The organism is Ruegeria hyattellae (assembly GCF_041537925.1).
Taxonomy (GTDB): Bacteria; Pseudomonadota; Alphaproteobacteria; order Rhodobacterales; family Rhodobacteraceae; genus Ruegeria_C.
This window is the reverse complement of the sequence record NZ_JBGOSH010000001.1, coordinates 549,763-566,227: the sequence shown is the minus strand read 5'-3', so window position 1 is coordinate 566,227 and position 16,465 is coordinate 549,763. Positions and strand designations below refer to the sequence as shown.

The window sequence follows — 16,465 nt, the reverse complement described above, 5'->3', positions numbered from 1 at the left end:
TGATGGACCCCTAATAACGGCCTCACACCGCAGAGGAAAGCGGCAAGATCAGGCGGCTTTCTTCATCGCTTTGGCCTTGCGCTCGAACTCGGTGCGGATCATGTCCTGCATCTTCTTGCGCAGCTCGGCGTCCTTGCGCATCGCGTCATTGGCAAGCTTCTGCATCTGGCCTGCGTTCTGCGACCCGTCCGAGGCATTCACCGCGTCCACCGCCGCTTTTTCGATCGCCTTGCCGGTCAGGCTTTCGGCCACTTTTAGATAGATCTCGCCCGCATGTTTGGTGGCCAGCGTGTCGAACGTATCGGCGCCATAGATCTTGACCAGATCCTTGCGCATCGAGTCCATGACCTTGGGGGCCATGGTTTTTCGCAGGAATGCCTCACCTGCGCCGGGCAGTTTCTTGGTAAACCCGTCCAGCGCTTTGCCCGAGGCATGGGACATGATGCCCGCCGTCAGCGTCTTGGCGACCGCTTCCTTGATCTCCTTGAGGTTGGGCGCGCGGCCCTTTTCGATCAGCGGTTTCATCAGGCCAATCGTTTCCTTCAGCGCGTTGGTGACCATGGCCTGACCGGCTTTGGAGGTCAGGAAGCGTTTGAAAAACGCCTCGGCCGCCTTTTTCGAGAGTTTGCCGGACAGTTTAGGCAGCACCGCAGCCGCCAGCTTGGTCGCCAGGCCCTTGGAGAGCGCATCGCCCAGCTTGCCACCGGCGGCCCCCGCAAGACCGGCGATGAAACTGTCGATGAACACCTTCTTGGCCGCGCCGTCCCAGGTCACGTTGTTGCCGGCAATATACTCGCCGAACTGACCAGCGCCCGATTTCAGTGCCTCGGTGCTGGCGGCGGCCACGGCATTGGCCTTGGCCGGGGTCATGCCCTTGGTGACCACCAGACGGGCGGTTATATAAGCCTCGACCACGGAGAAGGACGTGTCGCGCACAATCTCCAGGTTGCTGACGATCGAACTTGCCGTGCCGATCCGGGCCTGAATGAATTTCTTGAAGGTTTTGACCGCCTTGTTATAGGTCTTGGTCGCCTTCAGGTCCTGTTTGTGAACCTTGTTCCAGTCCGGCGAGGACTTGCCAGCAAAGGCTTTCAGCAAAGACGCTTCGGAGCGTGCGTTCAGAATGTCTGTCCAGGGCGGGTCGGTCTTGTCGTTGACCGAACTGACTGCGAATTCGACCAGCGCATCCAGCAGCCCGTCCTGCGCCTGCCGGGTTTTTTCGATGTCGTTGCAGATGCTGACCCAGGATTCGGCCTCGGAATGCATCTTGTTGGCCTTGGACAGGATCTCTTTCTGCAGCGCTTTGACCCCGGCTTCGTATTCCTTCTTTGTGACAATCTTTTTCTTGCCGCCCTCATAGACCTCATAGACTTCGACCTTGGAATCGGCGGCGACCTGTGCGGCCAGTTTCGGCAGGCCCGCATTCCAGGTGCGCATGCCGGGGTCGACAATGCCGTCGGGTTTCTTGAAGCCCAGCTTTTTTTTCTGGAAATCGCGAATCGTTTTGATCAGCCCGGCGTCGCATTTGCCGTGGATGGCGACCGCATAGCCGTTCGCCTTCAGCATCAGCCGTACCATTTCCACATCCGCCGGTTTGTTCTGTACCGGCTTGAATTTGGCGTTCTTTTTCTTCGGGTCGGGTTGGGTTATTCGCTTTTTTTCACCAACGGGCGCAGTAATTTTCAAGGCCATGCCTCAACTCCAATAGCAGAATTAAATATGCGCATAATCTGCCGAAGGGTTGAGGCTTTGACTGTAAAATTGTTCACACCGTCATGATCAGGCGGCCTTGAAACGGGCTGTCGTGGCGTCAACCCGGTAATGCGGCGCAAATTCCTCGACGCGGCGCGACAGGTCGTTGACGGCATCAATGATGAACCGCACCGTGTCTTCGCGCATCAGGTACGAGAAGTTCAGTCGCACCCAGCCGGGCTTGCTAAGCTCGTCACCTGCTAGCAACTCCTCATGCAAAGCGTCGGACGTCTCATGGTTAATCCCCAGCAGCTGATGCGCATAAGGTCCGGCGCAGGCACAACCGCCGCGCGCCTGGATACCGTAGATATCGCTCAGCATCCGGGTGAAGAGCTGTTGGTGCACAGGGCGACCCGCAGCGTCCTGCACCAGGAAGGAAAAGATCGGCAGCCGATGATCCGCTTCGACTCCCAGCAAAGTCAGATGCGGGTTGTCGCGCCAGCCGTCCAGCGCCATGCGGTTATAGGTCGCCTCGCGCTCGGCGATGGTATCGCTGCCCACCGCGTCCTTGATGATGAAGGCCAGCGCGGCGCGGATATCGCCGATCACATTGGGTGTTCCAGCCTCTTCGCGCGTGGCCAGATCGTTGCTGTAATCATGCCGCCAGGGCGATACGAACGACACGGTGCCGCCGCCCGGCCAGCTGGGGCAGGTCCGTTGCACGGTGACCTTGTTGACGACCAGTACGCCCGAAGCGCCGGGGCCGCCGGGAAATTTGTGCGGCGAGATCACCACCGCATCCTTCTGCGCATCGCAGCCCGATCTCATGTCGATGGGCAGATAGGGGCCGCCACCAGCATAGTCCCAGACCGCCCGCGCGCCGTGGCGGCGCAACAGGCGCGTCACCGGGTCGGGATCGGTGAGGATGCCGGTCACGTTCGAGGCCGCCGAGAAACTGCCGATCAGCAGATCAGCATCACCATGGGCCACAAGCGCGGCCTCCAGCGCATCCAGATCGACGCCGCCGCCGGGCGCTTCGGGGATCTCCACCACCTCGGCTTTGCTTTCGCGCCAGGGGAGGATGTTGGAATGATGCTCATAAGGGCCGATGAACACGACCGGGCGGTCCGCCTCGTTCACGCCCATCAGGCTGACCAACCGGTTCAAACCGGCCGTCGCACCCGAACCGGTGAAGATCACCGCATCGGCGTCCCCGGCCTTCACCGCCCGGGCGATCTCGGCCCGCGCCGCGCTGCGCAGGCGGGTCATGTAGGCGCCGCAATAGGACGCCTCGGTATGGCTGTTGGCGTAATAGGGCAGCACCTGCGCGGTGACGAAATCCTCGACCTGCTGCATGGCGCGCCCCGAGGCCACGTAATCGGCGTAGACCAGCGGCACATCGCCCGAAAACCCGGGGATCATAATGCCTTCGCCGATCAGCCCGTCCTGCAGGGTTCCGGCTTGAATGGCGTCCTGTATGGTTTTGCGAAACTGATCGAGCGGCATGGGTCAAACTCCTTCTGTGCATTCAATATGACCCTTGCCGGGGCAATAAGCTTCACTATTATAACTGGAATCTGAGATAGAATTGTGTCATTCAATCGAAAATGTCCGAGAAAATAGATCATATTGACCTTAAGTTACTCCGCGAGATGCAACTGGATGCCAGCCTGTCGCAGCGCGACCTGGCAGAACGGGTGGGGCTGTCGCAGAATGCCTGCTGGCGGCGGTTGAAGGCTTTGACCGAGGCAGGGGTCCTGCAAGGTTCGCGCGCCCGTGTCGCGCGGGAAAAGCTGGGGCTGAAGCTGGTCGTTTTTGTAATGCTGCGCACCCGGCACCATTCAGCAGAGTGGTTGCAGGCCTTTCGCCGCCATGTCCTGACCATCCCCGAAGTGGTCGATTTCCACCGTATCGGCGGCGATTATGACTACCAGCTCAAGGTGGTGACGCAGGACATGACCAGTTTTGACAAGGTCTATCAGCGGCTGATCGAAAAGGTGGAACTGGACAGCGTCACCTCTTATTTCGCGATGGAGGCGATTGCCGAAGGGCGGCCGCTGCCGCTTTGAGTCAATTGGGGATTGGGTCATTCCATGTGGATATTCCTTGCACTTGTGATGCTGGTTCTGGCCGCTCTGGGCTATCGCTATTGGTCCAGAAAGCAGCAGCGCGCCGTGCTTCTTCAAACGCCGCTTTCCGATCATCAGCGCACGACCATCGCAAACTTGGTTCCGATTGTGCGCAGACTTCCACCAGACCTGCGCGCTGCGCTTGATGGCAAAGTGAACTTGTTTCTGGATCAGGTGGATTTTGTCGGCTGCGACGGGCTGGAGATCACCGAAGAGATGGAGCTGTCAATCTCGGCGCAGGCCTGCCTGCTCGTGGTCAACAGCGATCTTTGGTACGACAACCTGACAACGATCCTTATCTACCCGAACGCCTTCAAATCAAGGCAGCGCAGGCAGTCCGGTTATGTTGTGACCGAAAAGGAAGTCGTGCGCACCGGTGAAAGCTGGGATCGTGGTCCGGTGATCCTGTCCTGGGCGCATAGCCGACAGGGCGCAATGAACGACCGGGACGGGCAGAACGTTGTCTTTCACGAATTCGCGCATCAGATCGATGATCTGTCCGGGCGCACCAACGGGGTTCCCATCCTCAGCGAAGGGCAGAGTTTTGCCGAATGGGAGCACGTGTTTCTGACCGCTTATGATACCCATGTCCGTGCCGTTGAATCCGGGCACAGAACGGTGATCGACCCCTATGGCGCCGAAGGGCATGAAGAGTTCTTTGCGGTCTCGGTGGAGGTATTTTTTGAGAGGCCACAAGCGCTAAAGAGCGACGTTCCGGAAGTGTATGAGCAACTGTCGAAACTGTTCCGGCTCGACCCGATTGCGTGGCCCTGACCGGAGCAAACCCGCTCAGTCTGGCACATAATCCGACAGACGCTTTCCGGGCTCGTCCACGAACAATTCGGGCAAGGGAGTGAGGTCTTCGATCAGATCGACGCGGAACACCCGGAAATCATCGCGTGCCTCACACCAGGCGGTCAACGTCCAGACCCGGCCCCAATATTCCATATGCAGCGGGCGGATCTTGCGGTGTGTCAGTGTGCCGTCGATGCGGCGATAGCGCAGGTCAAGCTTCTGGCGGGATTTGATTGCGGCCCTGAGCGGGGCCATATGGGTAAATCCGCGCGCAGCGTCGGCAAAGGGGTAGACCGCGAATTTCCACGCATCCGCCTCGGATATCACCTCGATCGGCAGCACCGCGTCGATCTTGTCAGCCAGTGACTCCGCCGCTGCCCGCAGGTCGGGATCGGCCGCCTCGGCCACGATGGCCATGCCAAGATTCAGCGCTTCAAGCTCTTCGGCGGTCAGGGTCAGCGGCGGTAGGGTGATCGCCTCGCGCACCATGTAGCCCACGCCGCGCTCGCCCTCGACCGGGATGCCCGAGGCGGCCAGCGTGTCCATGTCGCGATAGATGGTGCGGACCGACACTTCAAGCCGGTCTGCAATGTCCTGCGCGCGGTGCAGTTTGCCGTCACGCAGGATCTGGATGATGTCGAACAGGCGGTCAGTGCGGCGCATGACCCGCACCTGTTCGCGGGCAGAGCGTCATGCGGCCATGTCCCAATGAATATGTTCGTGCCGCATCTTCACGGTTTCAGGGTCGATCGCCGCCATCAGCTTTGGAGCAAACTCCTGATCGGCAAAACTCTGGGCCACACGCTGTGCCGTGTCCATATCACGCCAGACCACGTAATCGGTCCAACTGCCATCCTCGCCCTGGCTCAACTGTCGATGCAGAAAGCCGGGGTTGGAGCGCACGAAGGTCTCGGTGGCCTGGCTGAGTTCCACGAACGCATCGGGGGAAACGCCGTCGGCCAGATGAAAGGTGACGATTTCGGCGACATGGGTCATGTTCAGTTCTCCTGTAAGTGTTGACACTGCGCCGGTGCTAGCAACTCACAACTGACATAAACCTGTCAGTTGTATCAAGTCCTCTGCAAAAAAAGCCCTGTGGCGGATCAATTCGGTGGGATATGCGGACCTGCACGCTTTCACCCGACATGTCCGCTGCGCTAGACCGGGCGCAGATCAAGGGGAGTGGCGCGTCTGCGCCTCAGACTAGGAGAATATTCATGCTGAACAATATCGGCCTTCCGGGCATCCTGCTTATCGCCGTTGTGGTGCTGGTCCTGTTTGGGCGCGGCAAGATCAGCTCGCTGATGGGCGAAGTGGGCAAGGGCATCACCTCGTTCAAGAAGGGCATCAACGAAGGCGCCAAGGAATTGGAAGAGGATGCGGCAGAGGTCGCCAAGGACGTCACGCCCGAGGCGGAAACCGTGTCCGACAAAGACAAGGCGTAATCGCGCATGTTCGACCTGGGCTGGACCGAGCTGCTGGTCATCGGCATCGTGGCTCTGATCGTTGTGGGGCCAAAGGACCTGCCGGTGCTGTTCCGCAATGTGGGCCAATGGGTCGGCAAGGCGCGCGGGATGGCGCGCGAGTTCAGCACCGCGATGCACGAGGCTGCGGATGAGGCCGGGGTCAAAGACATCTCGAAGGGGCTCAAGGCTGCGACCAATCCGGTGAACACCGCGATGGACAGCGTCAAAAAGGCCTCGAAAGACCTCACCGACAGTATGGACCCGAGCAAGTTCGACCCCGACAGCGAGACCGGCAAACTGGCTGCCGAGCGTGCCGAACAGGCCAAGAAAATCCAGGCCTCTGCCGCACGCAAGGCCGCCGAACGCAAGGCGCGTGAGGCCGAAGAGGCACTGGCCAAGGCCGACGAGGCCGAAGCCGCGCTCAATCCCGAGACCAAATCATGAGCAATACCGACGAGATCGATGATTCCTCCGCGCCGCTGATCGAACATCTGACCGAGCTGCGCACGCGGCTCATTCACTGCGTGGTGGCGTTTCTCATAGGCATGATCATCTGCTTCACCGTTGCGACGCCGATCTTCAACTTCCTCACCGCGCCGCTTTGTCAGGTGCTGAACGAGCGCGGGCAGGATTGCGGGCTGATCTTCATCTCGCCGCAGGAAGGCTTCTTTGTCGCCATCAAGGTCTCGCTGCTGGGCGGGTTCATGCTGGCCTTTCCCTATATCGGGATGCAGATGTGGCGGTTCGTGGCACCAGGGCTCTACAAGTCCGAAAAAGGCGCGTTCCTGCCGTTCATGCTGGCCTCGCCCTTCATGTTCCTGCTGGGGGCATCCTTTGCCTTTTATGTCGTGACACCTTTGGCTTACGACTTCTTCCTCGGGTTCCAGCAATTCGGGGCCGAGGGTGAGGCGCTGCCGGCCGACGCCGCAGCTCCGCTTAGCGTGGTCTTTCAGGGCTCGGCTCAGGAATATCTGAACCTGACCATCAAATTCATCGTGGCCTTTGGCCTGTGCTTCCAACTGCCGGTGCTGCTGACGTTGATGGGCAAGGCCGGACTGGTCAGCGCCGAAGGGCTGGGCGCGGTCCGCAAATACGCGGTGGTGGGTATTCTGGTTCTGGCCGCGCTGGTCACGCCGCCAGATGTGATCACCCAGGTGATCCTGTTTGTGGTGGTCTATGGCCTCTATGAGATTTCGATCTTCCTCGTCGCCCGCGTCGAGAAAAAGCGCGAAGAGCAACTGCGGGCAGAAGGTTATTACGACGATGAAGACGAGATCGACGCCCATCCTGACGATCCGATGCAGGCCGAGTTCGAGGCTGAGGGCGGCAAGGACAAGTGAGCCGGAGACGAATTGAAACATACAGGCGCGCCAGGGGAAGGCGCGCCTTGTTTCTATTGATTACTGTGGGCCTCTAGTGACCTCTCGCCAGAAGGCGGCTCAAAACTGAACTTTGGAGTTATGGGGCGAAAATCTACGGCTACGAAAAAGGCGATGGGTCCGGCGAAATCTTAGAACTGGACCTAGTGAGTGTTTGCTTCGATAACCCAGAAGAAGCGGAGCGATTCGCCGATTTCGCCATTCAATGCGCAAGCGATATGAAGGCGATGGGCGACAGCTATGATCACGAGCACCTGATAGATTTCGACGACAAGCAGTTTCCATACGGCAAGCCCGACATCGTAATTGCGCGTCTGTTGAAGGCGAACAAGTAGGGCATTGGGTGGCCTTGCTGATACGCAGAGGTATTCTCATATCATGGGCATGGGGATACCCACCCAGAACAAATCGAAGGCGCGTGCCTTCCTCTTGCTGCGCTTTGCGGAACATGCTTTGACACCGGATGTACAGATCGGGAGGACCGCACTTGACCCAGGACGCAATGACCCGCATCGCCGACGCGCTGGAGCGCATGTCGCCCGCGCCGCTCGCCGCGCCCGATTTCGCCAGCGCCACTGCCTTTGTCTGGCATGTGGCCCCGGAACGGCTGGAGCCGGTGGCAGAGGTCAACCGGGTCGAACTGGAGCTGCTTCTGGGCATCAACCGGTCGCGTGACACGCTGGCTGACAATACCCGCCGTTTTGCCCACGGGTTCAAAGCTAATAACGCCCTTCTCTGGGGTGCGAGAGGGATGGGAAAATCAAGCCTTGTGAAAGCTATACATGGCGATCTTCAATCGGAATTCCCGGACCTGAAACTGATCGAGCTGCAACGCGAAGACCTGCCCTCGGTCGGGCGTTTGCTGAACCATCTGCGCAGCACGCCCTACCGATTCATCCTGTTCTGCGATGACCTGTCCTTCAGCCATGACGACCAGCATTACAAAAGCCTAAAGGCGGTGCTGGATGGCGGGATCGAGGGGCGGCCAGAAAACGTGGTCTTTTACGCCACCTCCAATCGCCGCCACCTGATGCCGCGCGACATGATCGAGAACGAACGCTCCAGCGCCATCAACCCCTCCGAGGCGGTCGAGGAGAAGGTCTCGCTCAGCGATCGGTTCGGGCTTTGGCTGGGCTTCCACCCCTGTACGCAGGACGAGTATCTGGCGATGATCGACAGCTATTGCGCGGCTTATGGCGTCACAACCGAGCCAGAAACACTGCGCGCCGAGGCGATCGAATGGCAAGCCACGCGCGGCGCCCGATCTGGTCGGGTCGCCTGGCAGTTCTTTGTCGATCTGGCAGGCCGTCAGGGCGTGCGGCTGACCGGCGGTTAAAGCGCGGCCAGCAACCGTGCAGCCTCGTCAGCGGGGCTGGCCAGCACCGACCGGTCTTCACCCGGGAAGAACCGCGCGCGCAGCGCCGTGCTCATCGGGTTCGGGGTCAGGATCTGGACCTTGGGCCCGGTCCGCTCGCTCTCGACGGCCCAGCTGCGGGCCAGAGCCATCTGCGTGGCCTTGGTCGCTCCATAGCTGCCAAAGAACTTTTCTCCCGCACGGGGATCGTCAAAGAACACCGCCCGACCGGCCTCGCCCAGCAGGGGCGCGACATAAGAGATCAGCAGCGCTGTCGCATTTGCGTTCACTGCCAGCGACTTGTCCCAATCCTTGCCTTCGACAAAGATCGCCGGTGTCAGTGGAGCGGCATGGATCGCACAGTGCAGCCATAGGTCCAGCTGACCCCAGCGGTCATGGATGCCCCGGCACAGCGTCGCCATCGCCTCCTTGTTGGTGATGTCCATTGGCGCCAGCGTTGCCGCGCCGCTTTTGGCCTGAATGCGGTCATCCAGTTCTTCCAGCGCGCCGGTTGTGCGACCCACGGCAATTATGTGATACTCGGGTGCAAGTGCCTCGGCCATCGCAAAGCCAAGACCGCGGGACGCACCGGTGACGAGGGCGGTTTTCCTGATTTCACTCATGGGCCGCTGATTTCATCCTTTTGTCCGCGTTTCAAGCCGCGTTGCTTGACATTTTGCAGCCGCAGCAAAATTATGCGGCCAAATTCTAAGGAGAAAGAAAATGACTCGCGAAACTGTTCTGGGCAAGGCCATCATCGGCTCCGAAGCTCTGGGTTGGAAGGCGGCGATGGTTCTGGGCGGTTCGCTGTTCATTGCGGTGGCCGCACAGATCAGCGTGCCGATGTGGCCCGTTCCGATCACGCTGCAGACACTTGCGATCCTGATCGTCGGCCTGAGTTTCGGCTCGCGACTGGCAGCCGTAACGCTGCTGGCCTATCTGGCAGAGGGTGCCCTGGGCCTGCCGGTCTTTGCCGGTGGCAAGAACCTGGCCATGGCCAGCACCACGATCGGCTTCCTTGTGGGCTTTGTCGCAATGGCCTGGCTGGCCGGTCTGGCGGCTGAACGCGGCCTGGCCAAAGGTGTTGTCAGCACCTCGATCGTTTGTATCGCGATTTCCGCGCTGCTCTATATTCCCGGCGTTGCCTGGCCGATGGCCATCGCGGGTATGGCTGGGTTCGAAGGCAGCTGGGTTGGTTCGACCGCAGATTCGATCTGGACCTACTGGGTCAGCCCGTTCCTGCTGGGTGATGCCACCAAGGCCGTGATCGCAGCGCTGGTGGTGACCGGCGGCTGGACGCTGCTGAAGGTGCGCAAAGACTGATCGCCAGAAACAACCAAATCGAAAAGGGCGCCTTCGGGGCGCCCTTTTTTTGTGGCCTGCGCGCATTTCGGCTAGGGTGAGGGCCAAAGGCTGAACCGCGAGGATAGCGCTTTGAAAGCAATGGTGTTCGATGGTCGCAGCCCGCAACTGACCTTGTCGGATATTCCGGTTCCCGATCCGGGCGCGGGGCAGGTCCTGATCCGGATTGAGGCCTGCGGCGTCTGCCGTACCGATCTGCATGTGGTCGATGGCGATCTGACCTCTCCTGAGTTGCCATTGGTGCCCGGCCATGAGATCGTCGGGCGGGTCGAGACATTGGGGCAGGGCGTGGAGGCCTTCCGTCCCGGCCAGCGAGTCGGCGTGCCGTGGCTGGGCCATACCTGCGGGAGTTGCGCCTATTGCGAGTCGGGTCGCGAAAATCTGTGCGATACGCCTGGCTTCACCGGGTACACGATCAATGGCGGCTATGCCGAATATTGCGTGGCGGATGCCCATTTCGTCTTTGCCTTGCCTGAGGGCCCGGATGCAGTTGATCTGGCACCGCTGCTTTGCGCCGGGCTGATCGGGTATCGCAGTCTCAGACTAGCGGGCGAGGTCTCGCGGCTGGGACTCTACGGGTTTGGGGCGGCGGCCCATATACTTTGCCAGATCGCCCGCCATCAGGGGATTACGGTCTACGCCTTCACCCGGGACGGCGATGATGCGGCACAGGAGTTCGCCCGCGCGATGGGGGCTGTCTGGGCGGGGCCGTCGTCGCAGCCGCCACCCGAGGCGTTGGATGCCGCGATCATCTTTGCGCCCGTCGGTGCGCTGGTGCCGCTGGCGCTGAAATCCGTGCGCAAGGGGGGCCGCGTTGTCTGCGGCGGCATCCACATGAGCGATATCCCCACGTTCCCCTACGCCGATCTGTGGCAGGAGCGTAGCATCCTCTCGGTCGCCAACCTGACCCGCGCGGATGGAGAAGCGTTCTTTCCGCTGGCTGAGGCGGCGCAGGTCAGGACCGAAACCGTCCATTATCCGCTGGAGCAGGCCAACACCGCTCTGAACGATCTCAGGGCAGGGCGTTTGCAGGGCGCGGCGGTGCTGACCGTTTCAGTCTGACGGCCCGGTGGCCTCGTGCAGGCGGCGCAGCGCGGTCTCGCACATGCCGTATTCCAGCCATTGGCAGCTCTGGCAGATCACGCCCAGATCGCCCGGCTTCACGCGCGCGCGGATACGCGCCTTGGCTTCGCCCCAACTCAGCCGGTCACCGGCGCTCAGGTTCAGGGCGGCGGCGTGGCGTGTGTCCAAACCTTCAATCTTCTCCTGGCTCTCGCATAGTTCACCGCGCCGATGCGGGCAGGGGCCGCAAACCGAGTCGGTCCTGGCGACGACCGCGATCTCGACCCCGTCGCCATCCTCGCCGCGCAGCCCGTCCTGTACGATACGATCCATGTTGCGGGTGAACGCGGCGCTATAGCCTTTACCTTGATAGCCCAGAGCGCAGAGAAAGTGATGCGGCCGGAACCGGAGTTGGGCTGTATCGGGATCGGACATGGTCACTGCTGCAGGATCATTCGTTGAGCCTGGCCGTTCTTCTGAACAATCAGCCCGTCGGCGTCAATGGCTGCAACCCGGCCGCCGCTCAGACGGGTACCGGGCTTGACCGTTTTGACCCGCCCGCTGGGCATGCGCACCAGCGCCTGCATGGCATCCTTGGGGCCAAAGACCCCCAACAGCGACAGGGCACTTTTCTTCAGCGCGCCACGCTGGGTGGCGGCCTTGTTTACATCTTTGCTCGACATTTTGGACTTCCCGGCGCGGGCCGGCCCCAGCTTTCTCAGACGCGCCGCGATAACAAGCGACCAGCGGATTGGAAAGTAGGACCAGGCGTCATTTGCGTCTGCGGCGGAGTCCCGCCGTTACCAGCCGCCGGATCGGTCGCGACCCGACCGGCTGCCCGGTCTAGCCGGACGAGGCTACGCCGCTGTGGTTCCACGAGGCGCCGGACAGCGGCATCTCTTTTATCTTGGCGCTGACCCGGCTGGTGTTTTCCAACCGCTGTAAATAGTCGTCATTGACGCTGCCGGTAATGTAATTGCCGTCAAAGCAAGAGCAGTCGAACTGCTCGATCTCGGGGTTGCCTTCACGCGCGGACCAGATCAGATCGTCGAGATCCTGATAGAACAGGGCGTCCGCCCCCAGTTCCTGCCGAATCTCTTCGATGCTCTTGCCGTCGGCGATCAACTCATGCCGCGTGGGCATGTCGATGCCGTAGACATTGGGAAACTTCACCGGCGGCGAGGCGCTGGCCACATAGACCTTCTTGGCGCCCGCTTCGCGGCACATCTGAACGATCTTCTTGATCGTGTTGCCGCGCACGATGGAATCGTCAATCAGCAGCACGTTGTGGTCCTTGAACTCCAGCGGCACCGCATTCAGTTTGCGGCGCACGGATTTCTGTCGCTCCTGCTGGCCGGGCATGATGAAGGTGCGCCCCACATAACGGTTCTTCACCAGCCCTTCGCGATACGAGATACCGGTGGCCTTCGCCACCTCAAGCGCGACGGGGCGGGCACTGTCGGGGACCGGGATGATACGGTCGATCTCAAGGCCCGAGGCCTCGATCTGACGGGCCAGGGTCTGGCCCATGCGCATCTGGGTCTTGTAGACTGACACGCCGTCCAGCATCGAATCGGGACGCGCCAGATAGACATATTCAAAGATACAGGGCGTCAGCTTGCCCTCGATCGCCTGAAAGCAATGCATGTTGCCGTCTAGGTCAATCAGGATCGCCTCGCCCGGTTTTACATCGCGCAACTTTTCGAACCCGTTGATGCCAAAGGCGACATCTTCGGAGGCGAAGGCATAATCGTCACCATCCCCCTCGGCAGACCGTTTCGCTACCGAGAGCGGGCGGATGCCGTGCGGATCGCGGAAGGCCAGCATGCCGACACCAGCCACCAGGCAGATCACCGAATAGGCGCCTTGAACCCGTTCCATCGTCATCTTGACGCCGGCAAACAGGTTCCGGATCGGGTCCATCGTGCCGTTGACCTTGATGCTGTCCGACACCTTGTCCGCCAGCACGTTCAGCAGGATTTCCGAATCCGATGTGGTGCGCAGATGGCGGCTGTATTTGCCGGTGACTTTCTCGCGCTGTTCGGCGGTGTTGGTGATGTTGCCGTTATGGACAAGATAGATGCCATAGGGCGCGTTGACGAAAAACGGCTGCGCCTCTGCTGCGCTCAGCGATCCCGCAGTCGGGTAACGAACGTGGCCCATACCGACCTTGCCGGTCAGCACATGCATGTCGTCGGAGTGAAACACGTCCTTGACCAGACCGTTGGCCTTACGCTCGCGAAAGAACTCGCCATTGAAGGTCACGATGCCCGAGGCGTCCTGACCGCGATGCTGGAGCATCAGCAAACCATCGTAAATCTCGGCAAAGACGTCGTTATTCCGGTTTGCGATCCCCAAAATCCCGCACATGTAATGGGCTCCACTTTCGTTGAGGCGTAGCTATCTGACTAAGGTGCTGCTGCGTGTCGGCGGTCGGATGGCAAGGTCAATCATTGGCGCTTGCAGGCTAGGCACGGTGAACGGCTCCGAATCCGACGATCATTTCGCCTTTCACTTAAAGCCTATTGTCCCCACTGTCACGAAAGGATCACTCTGGTTTTCATGAAATCAGCTATTTGCCGCTGCGGAACGGTTGCCTCAGTTCTCAGGGCACTGCCGGAGCTTCGGTATTTGCGTTGACAGGCGGGTCAGGCTCCAGCGGCAGGTCTGGACTGTCAGGCCGGGCATGTTGGGAACCTGATTGGAGGCCCAGACGCTGTCTATCGTCACACTGAATGCTGATGCATCCGTGGCGGCGGGAAAAAAGCGACCAAGCTCTTTGGACGGGAAACTGCCACCGCAGGCTTCGAAGTAGCCGCTGAGGAGCTTGTGATCCAGTGATGCGGCCACCATGCCAGCATAAAGCGAGAATTCCGCATCCGGGCTTTCAAGCTTATCGGAATAGGTTACCTGCATCGTGAACCCGTCGCCCTTCTGCACGATCCCGGCCGTCATGGGGCGGGCCCAGCTTGAGGGGACGCCACCGGTTGTGCTGTCACAGGCATAGAGCCCCTTGTAGGTCCCGGTGAGCGAAAAATCCTCGGCACGGGCCGTGCCGATCATGGCTGTGAGTGCAAACAGCGCCGCCGCTGCGGCGTTCATCCTGCGCGTCATGACTCGTCCTTCCGATATCGCGGTTCGTGGAACAACCCTAGTTCCGCGGCAGAACGCCGTCCACAGAGCCGCAAAATAGAAAACCCGGCGCGCGGGGGGCGGGCCGGGTTTTGCGTGATCTATGGTGTCGATTCTACTGGGCGCAGGTGCCGACCAGGTCCTCGTATTGCTTGGTGATCCAGCCAAGAGCGGCTTCGGGGTCCTGCGCCTCGATCTGTTGGGTCAGGCGCTCGAAAACCAGCGCCGAGCGGCTCTCGTCGACCACGGTGAAGTTCTCGCCCGTCATTACGGTGTCGTAGACAAAGAAGGCGATGGCGACCAGAAGGATGCCGCGCAGCACACCAAAGAGAAAGCCAACCCCCTGATCCAAGCCTCCAATCGCCGAGCGCTGGACCAGCGAGGAAAAGAGCGGTGTGATGAAGCTGACCACGATCAGTGCCAGCGCAAAGACGGCTGCAAAACCGGTGATGATCGACAGCTCGCAATTGTCGCCCAGAATGTCGCGCAGCACCGGTATCTCGCGCACCAGCGGCGTTGTGGTGGGCGCAAAGATAAAGGCCAACACAGCGGCTGCAACCCAGCCCGCGATGGCCATCACCTCGCGCACGAAACCGCGCGCATAGGCCAAGAGCGCCGACAAGACGATGACAAGGGCCACGACCCCGTCGATGATGGTGAAACCTTCCATGGCGCGCGCCTGCTCTTTCGTTTTTGCCCGTTTGCGGGCGACCTTAACCTGCTCCGAAGGTTTCGCCAACAAACCCCGCCAGATCAGAGGGGCGGGTGAGTTGCAGACCGGCAACGGTGCCCGTCTTGCCACCAGCCGGAGCAATCGCGGCGGTGAAACCAAGTTTTTGCGCTTCTTTCAACCTGTTTTCTGTCTGTGAGGCGGGTCTGAGCGCGCCGGAAAGGGAAATCTCGCCAAAAACCACCGTATCGGCGGGCAGGGCGGCGTCTTCGCGCGCGCTCAGCAACGCTGCGGCAACCGCCAGATCGGCGGCGGGTTCGCTGATCTTCATGCCGCCCGCGACATTCAAATAGACGTCGAGACCGGCAAAGGGGATGCCACACCGCGCCTCAAGCACGGCGAGAATCATCGCCAGTCGTCCGCCATCCCAACCCACCACCGTACGGCGCGGTTGCGAATGGGGCGAGGGGGCGACCAGCGCCTGCAACTCGACCAGCACAGGGCGCGTGCCCTCGATTCCGGCAAAGACCACCGATCCGGGGCTGGTCTCGCCCCGTTCGCTCAGGAACAAAGCCGAAGGATTTGTCACCTCGCTCAGGCCCGCGCCGGTCATTTCGAACACACCGATCTCGTCGGCGGCACCAAAGCGGTTCTTGACCGCGCGCAAGATGCGGAACTGATGGCCGCGCTCGCCTTCGAAATAGAGCACCGTGTCGACCATATGCTCGACCACGCGGGGGCCGGCGATCTGGCCCTCCTTGGTGACATGGCCGACCATCACGATCGACACGCCATGGCGTTTGGCGAATGTGGTCAACTCGTGGGCTGCCGCGCGCACTTGGCTGACCGAACCCGGTGCGCTGTCCACATTGTCGGCCCACATGGTCTGGATCGAATCGATCACTGCAAGTTGCGGCTTTTCCGCCTCCAGCGTGGTCAGGATATCGCGCAGGTTGGTCTCGGCGGCCAGTTTCACCGGCGCCTCGGTCAGGCCCAGCCGCTGCGCCCGCATCCGTACCTGTGCCGAGGCCTCCTCGCCCGAGACATAGATCGTCTTCAGCCCCGAGCGTGCAAACTGCGCGGCGGCCTGCAACAAGAGTGTGGATTTCCCGATGCCGGGATCGCCGCCAACTAGAATGGCCGAGGCTGGTACCAGCCCGCCGCCAAGAACCCGGTCCAGCTCTCCCAACCCGCAAAGCGTGCGGGGCGGTGGCGCTTCTTCGGTGCTCAGATCACTCAATTGCACGGGCGAGCCGCGCCGGTTGCCCAGTGATTTTGAGGGGGGGCCAGAGGACAGCCCCGCATCCTGCGAGATCGAGTTCCACTCACCGCAGCCTTCGCAGCGGCCCGACCATTTGGAAAAACTCGCGCCGCAGGCCGAGCAGGAGAATATCTTCTTTGCCATAGGGGCGTTTCTGCCCGAG

Annotated in this window: 20 protein-coding genes; 9 read left to right on the top strand and 11 right to left on the bottom strand. The window is 60.8% G+C overall.

Translation table 11 applies throughout. From position 1 onward, the window contains the following. Window positions 1–48: 48 nt before the first annotated feature. Together AB1E33_RS02790 and AB1E33_RS02785 are read right to left on the bottom strand one after the other, a co-directional pair. Complete coding sequence (locus tag AB1E33_RS02790; protein ID WP_372575721.1) at window positions 49–1,692, bottom strand: peptidoglycan-binding domain-containing protein; 1,644 nt, start codon at window positions 1,690–1,692, stop codon at window positions 49–51. Between the two features lie 87 nt (window positions 1,693–1,779). Continuing rightward, the gene (locus AB1E33_RS02785) at window positions 1,780–3,198 is read right to left on the bottom strand and encodes an aminotransferase class V-fold PLP-dependent enzyme (protein WP_372575720.1); all 1,419 of its coding nucleotides are present in this window, start codon (window positions 3,196–3,198) and stop codon (window positions 1,780–1,782) included. A gap of 101 nt (window positions 3,199–3,299) precedes the next feature. On the opposite strand from AB1E33_RS02785, the gene AB1E33_RS02780 reads away from it, so the two are divergent. Together AB1E33_RS02780 and AB1E33_RS02775 are read left to right on the top strand one after the other, a co-directional pair. After that, window positions 3,300–3,761 (top strand): Lrp/AsnC family transcriptional regulator, encoded by a 462-nt coding sequence (locus tag AB1E33_RS02780; protein WP_372575719.1) that lies wholly within the window; start codon window positions 3,300–3,302, stop codon window positions 3,759–3,761. A gap of 24 nt (window positions 3,762–3,785) precedes the next feature. Continuing rightward, window positions 3,786–4,595, top strand: coding sequence for a M90 family metallopeptidase (locus AB1E33_RS02775; protein ID WP_372575718.1), 810 nt, complete (start codon window positions 3,786–3,788; stop codon window positions 4,593–4,595). A gap of 15 nt (window positions 4,596–4,610) precedes the next feature. Here the strand turns inward: AB1E33_RS02775 and AB1E33_RS02770 are convergent, their stop codons facing one another. Both AB1E33_RS02770 and AB1E33_RS02765 read right to left on the bottom strand, forming a co-directional pair. After that, a complete protein-coding gene (locus AB1E33_RS02770; protein WP_372575717.1) occupies window positions 4,611–5,279 on the bottom strand; it encodes a helix-turn-helix transcriptional regulator in 669 nt (222 codons plus the stop codon). 27 nt (window positions 5,280–5,306) lie between these two features. After that, on the bottom strand, window positions 5,307–5,612 hold the full coding sequence (locus AB1E33_RS02765) for a hypothetical protein (protein WP_372575716.1): 306 nt from the start codon (window positions 5,610–5,612) through the stop codon (window positions 5,307–5,309). 221 nt (window positions 5,613–5,833) lie between these two features. Between AB1E33_RS02765 and AB1E33_RS02760 the strand changes: the two genes are divergently transcribed. The 5 genes from AB1E33_RS02760 (at window position 5,834) to AB1E33_RS02740 (ending at window position 8,797) form a co-directional block, all read left to right on the top strand. Next, the gene (locus AB1E33_RS02760; RefSeq protein WP_372575715.1) at window positions 5,834–6,061 is read left to right on the top strand and encodes a twin-arginine translocase TatA/TatE family subunit; all 228 of its coding nucleotides are present in this window, start codon (window positions 5,834–5,836) and stop codon (window positions 6,059–6,061) included. Between the two features lie 6 nt (window positions 6,062–6,067). Continuing rightward, window positions 6,068–6,526: a Sec-independent protein translocase protein TatB gene (gene tatB, locus AB1E33_RS02755; RefSeq protein ID WP_372575714.1), complete on the top strand. Its 459-nt coding sequence runs from the start codon at window positions 6,068–6,070 to the stop codon at window positions 6,524–6,526. Further along, window positions 6,523–7,422, top strand: a complete 900-nt coding sequence (gene tatC, locus AB1E33_RS02750) for a twin-arginine translocase subunit TatC (RefSeq protein ID WP_372575713.1) — start codon at window positions 6,523–6,525, stop codon at window positions 7,420–7,422. Before tatB ends, tatC begins: the two co-directional genes overlap by 4 nt. A 185-nt stretch (window positions 7,423–7,607) precedes the next feature. Beyond that, window positions 7,608–7,796 (top strand): hypothetical protein, encoded by a 189-nt coding sequence (locus AB1E33_RS02745; RefSeq protein WP_372575712.1) that lies wholly within the window; start codon window positions 7,608–7,610, stop codon window positions 7,794–7,796. A gap of 167 nt (window positions 7,797–7,963) precedes the next feature. Further along, complete coding sequence (locus AB1E33_RS02740; protein ID WP_372575959.1) at window positions 7,964–8,797, top strand: ATP-binding protein; 834 nt, start codon at window positions 7,964–7,966, stop codon at window positions 8,795–8,797. Here AB1E33_RS02740 and AB1E33_RS02735 read toward each other — a convergent pair. After that, complete coding sequence (locus tag AB1E33_RS02735; protein ID WP_372575711.1) at window positions 8,794–9,438, bottom strand: SDR family NAD(P)-dependent oxidoreductase; 645 nt, start codon at window positions 9,436–9,438, stop codon at window positions 8,794–8,796. The genes AB1E33_RS02740 and AB1E33_RS02735 overlap by 4 nt on opposite strands. Window positions 9,439–9,538: 100 nt before the next feature. Between AB1E33_RS02735 and AB1E33_RS02730 the strand changes: the two genes are divergently transcribed. Together AB1E33_RS02730 and AB1E33_RS02725 are read left to right on the top strand one after the other, a co-directional pair. Beyond that, window positions 9,539–10,138 (top strand): biotin transporter BioY, encoded by a 600-nt coding sequence (locus AB1E33_RS02730; RefSeq protein WP_372575710.1) that lies wholly within the window; start codon window positions 9,539–9,541, stop codon window positions 10,136–10,138. A gap of 120 nt (window positions 10,139–10,258) precedes the next feature. Further along, a complete protein-coding gene (locus AB1E33_RS02725) occupies window positions 10,259–11,239 on the top strand; it encodes a zinc-dependent alcohol dehydrogenase family protein (RefSeq protein ID WP_372575958.1) in 981 nt (326 codons plus the stop codon). Here the strand turns inward: AB1E33_RS02725 and AB1E33_RS02720 are convergent. The 6 genes from AB1E33_RS02720 to radA all read right to left on the bottom strand — a co-directional run bounded on the left by AB1E33_RS02720 (window position 11,231) and on the right by radA (window position 16,446). After that, window positions 11,231–11,674 (bottom strand): DUF1284 domain-containing protein, encoded by a 444-nt coding sequence (locus AB1E33_RS02720; RefSeq protein ID WP_372575709.1) that lies wholly within the window; start codon window positions 11,672–11,674, stop codon window positions 11,231–11,233. The genes AB1E33_RS02725 and AB1E33_RS02720 overlap by 9 nt on opposite strands. A 2-nt stretch (window positions 11,675–11,676) precedes the next feature. Next, window positions 11,677–11,922, bottom strand: coding sequence for a hypothetical protein (locus AB1E33_RS02715; RefSeq protein WP_372575708.1), 246 nt, complete (start codon window positions 11,920–11,922; stop codon window positions 11,677–11,679). Between the two features lie 160 nt (window positions 11,923–12,082). Then, window positions 12,083–13,609: an amidophosphoribosyltransferase gene (gene purF, locus AB1E33_RS02710; protein ID WP_372575707.1), complete on the bottom strand. Its 1,527-nt coding sequence runs from the start codon at window positions 13,607–13,609 to the stop codon at window positions 12,083–12,085. Between the two features lie 228 nt (window positions 13,610–13,837). Continuing rightward, entirely contained in the window at window positions 13,838–14,353 is a 516-nt protein-coding gene (locus AB1E33_RS02705; RefSeq protein WP_372575706.1) for a hypothetical protein, read from the bottom strand. A gap of 133 nt (window positions 14,354–14,486) precedes the next feature. Continuing rightward, the gene (locus AB1E33_RS02700; protein WP_372575705.1) at window positions 14,487–15,041 is read right to left on the bottom strand and encodes a CvpA family protein; all 555 of its coding nucleotides are present in this window, start codon (window positions 15,039–15,041) and stop codon (window positions 14,487–14,489) included. 43 nt (window positions 15,042–15,084) lie between these two features. After that, complete coding sequence (radA, locus tag AB1E33_RS02695; RefSeq protein ID WP_372575704.1) at window positions 15,085–16,446, bottom strand: DNA repair protein RadA; 1,362 nt, start codon at window positions 16,444–16,446, stop codon at window positions 15,085–15,087. Window positions 16,447–16,465 lie beyond the last annotated feature (19 nt).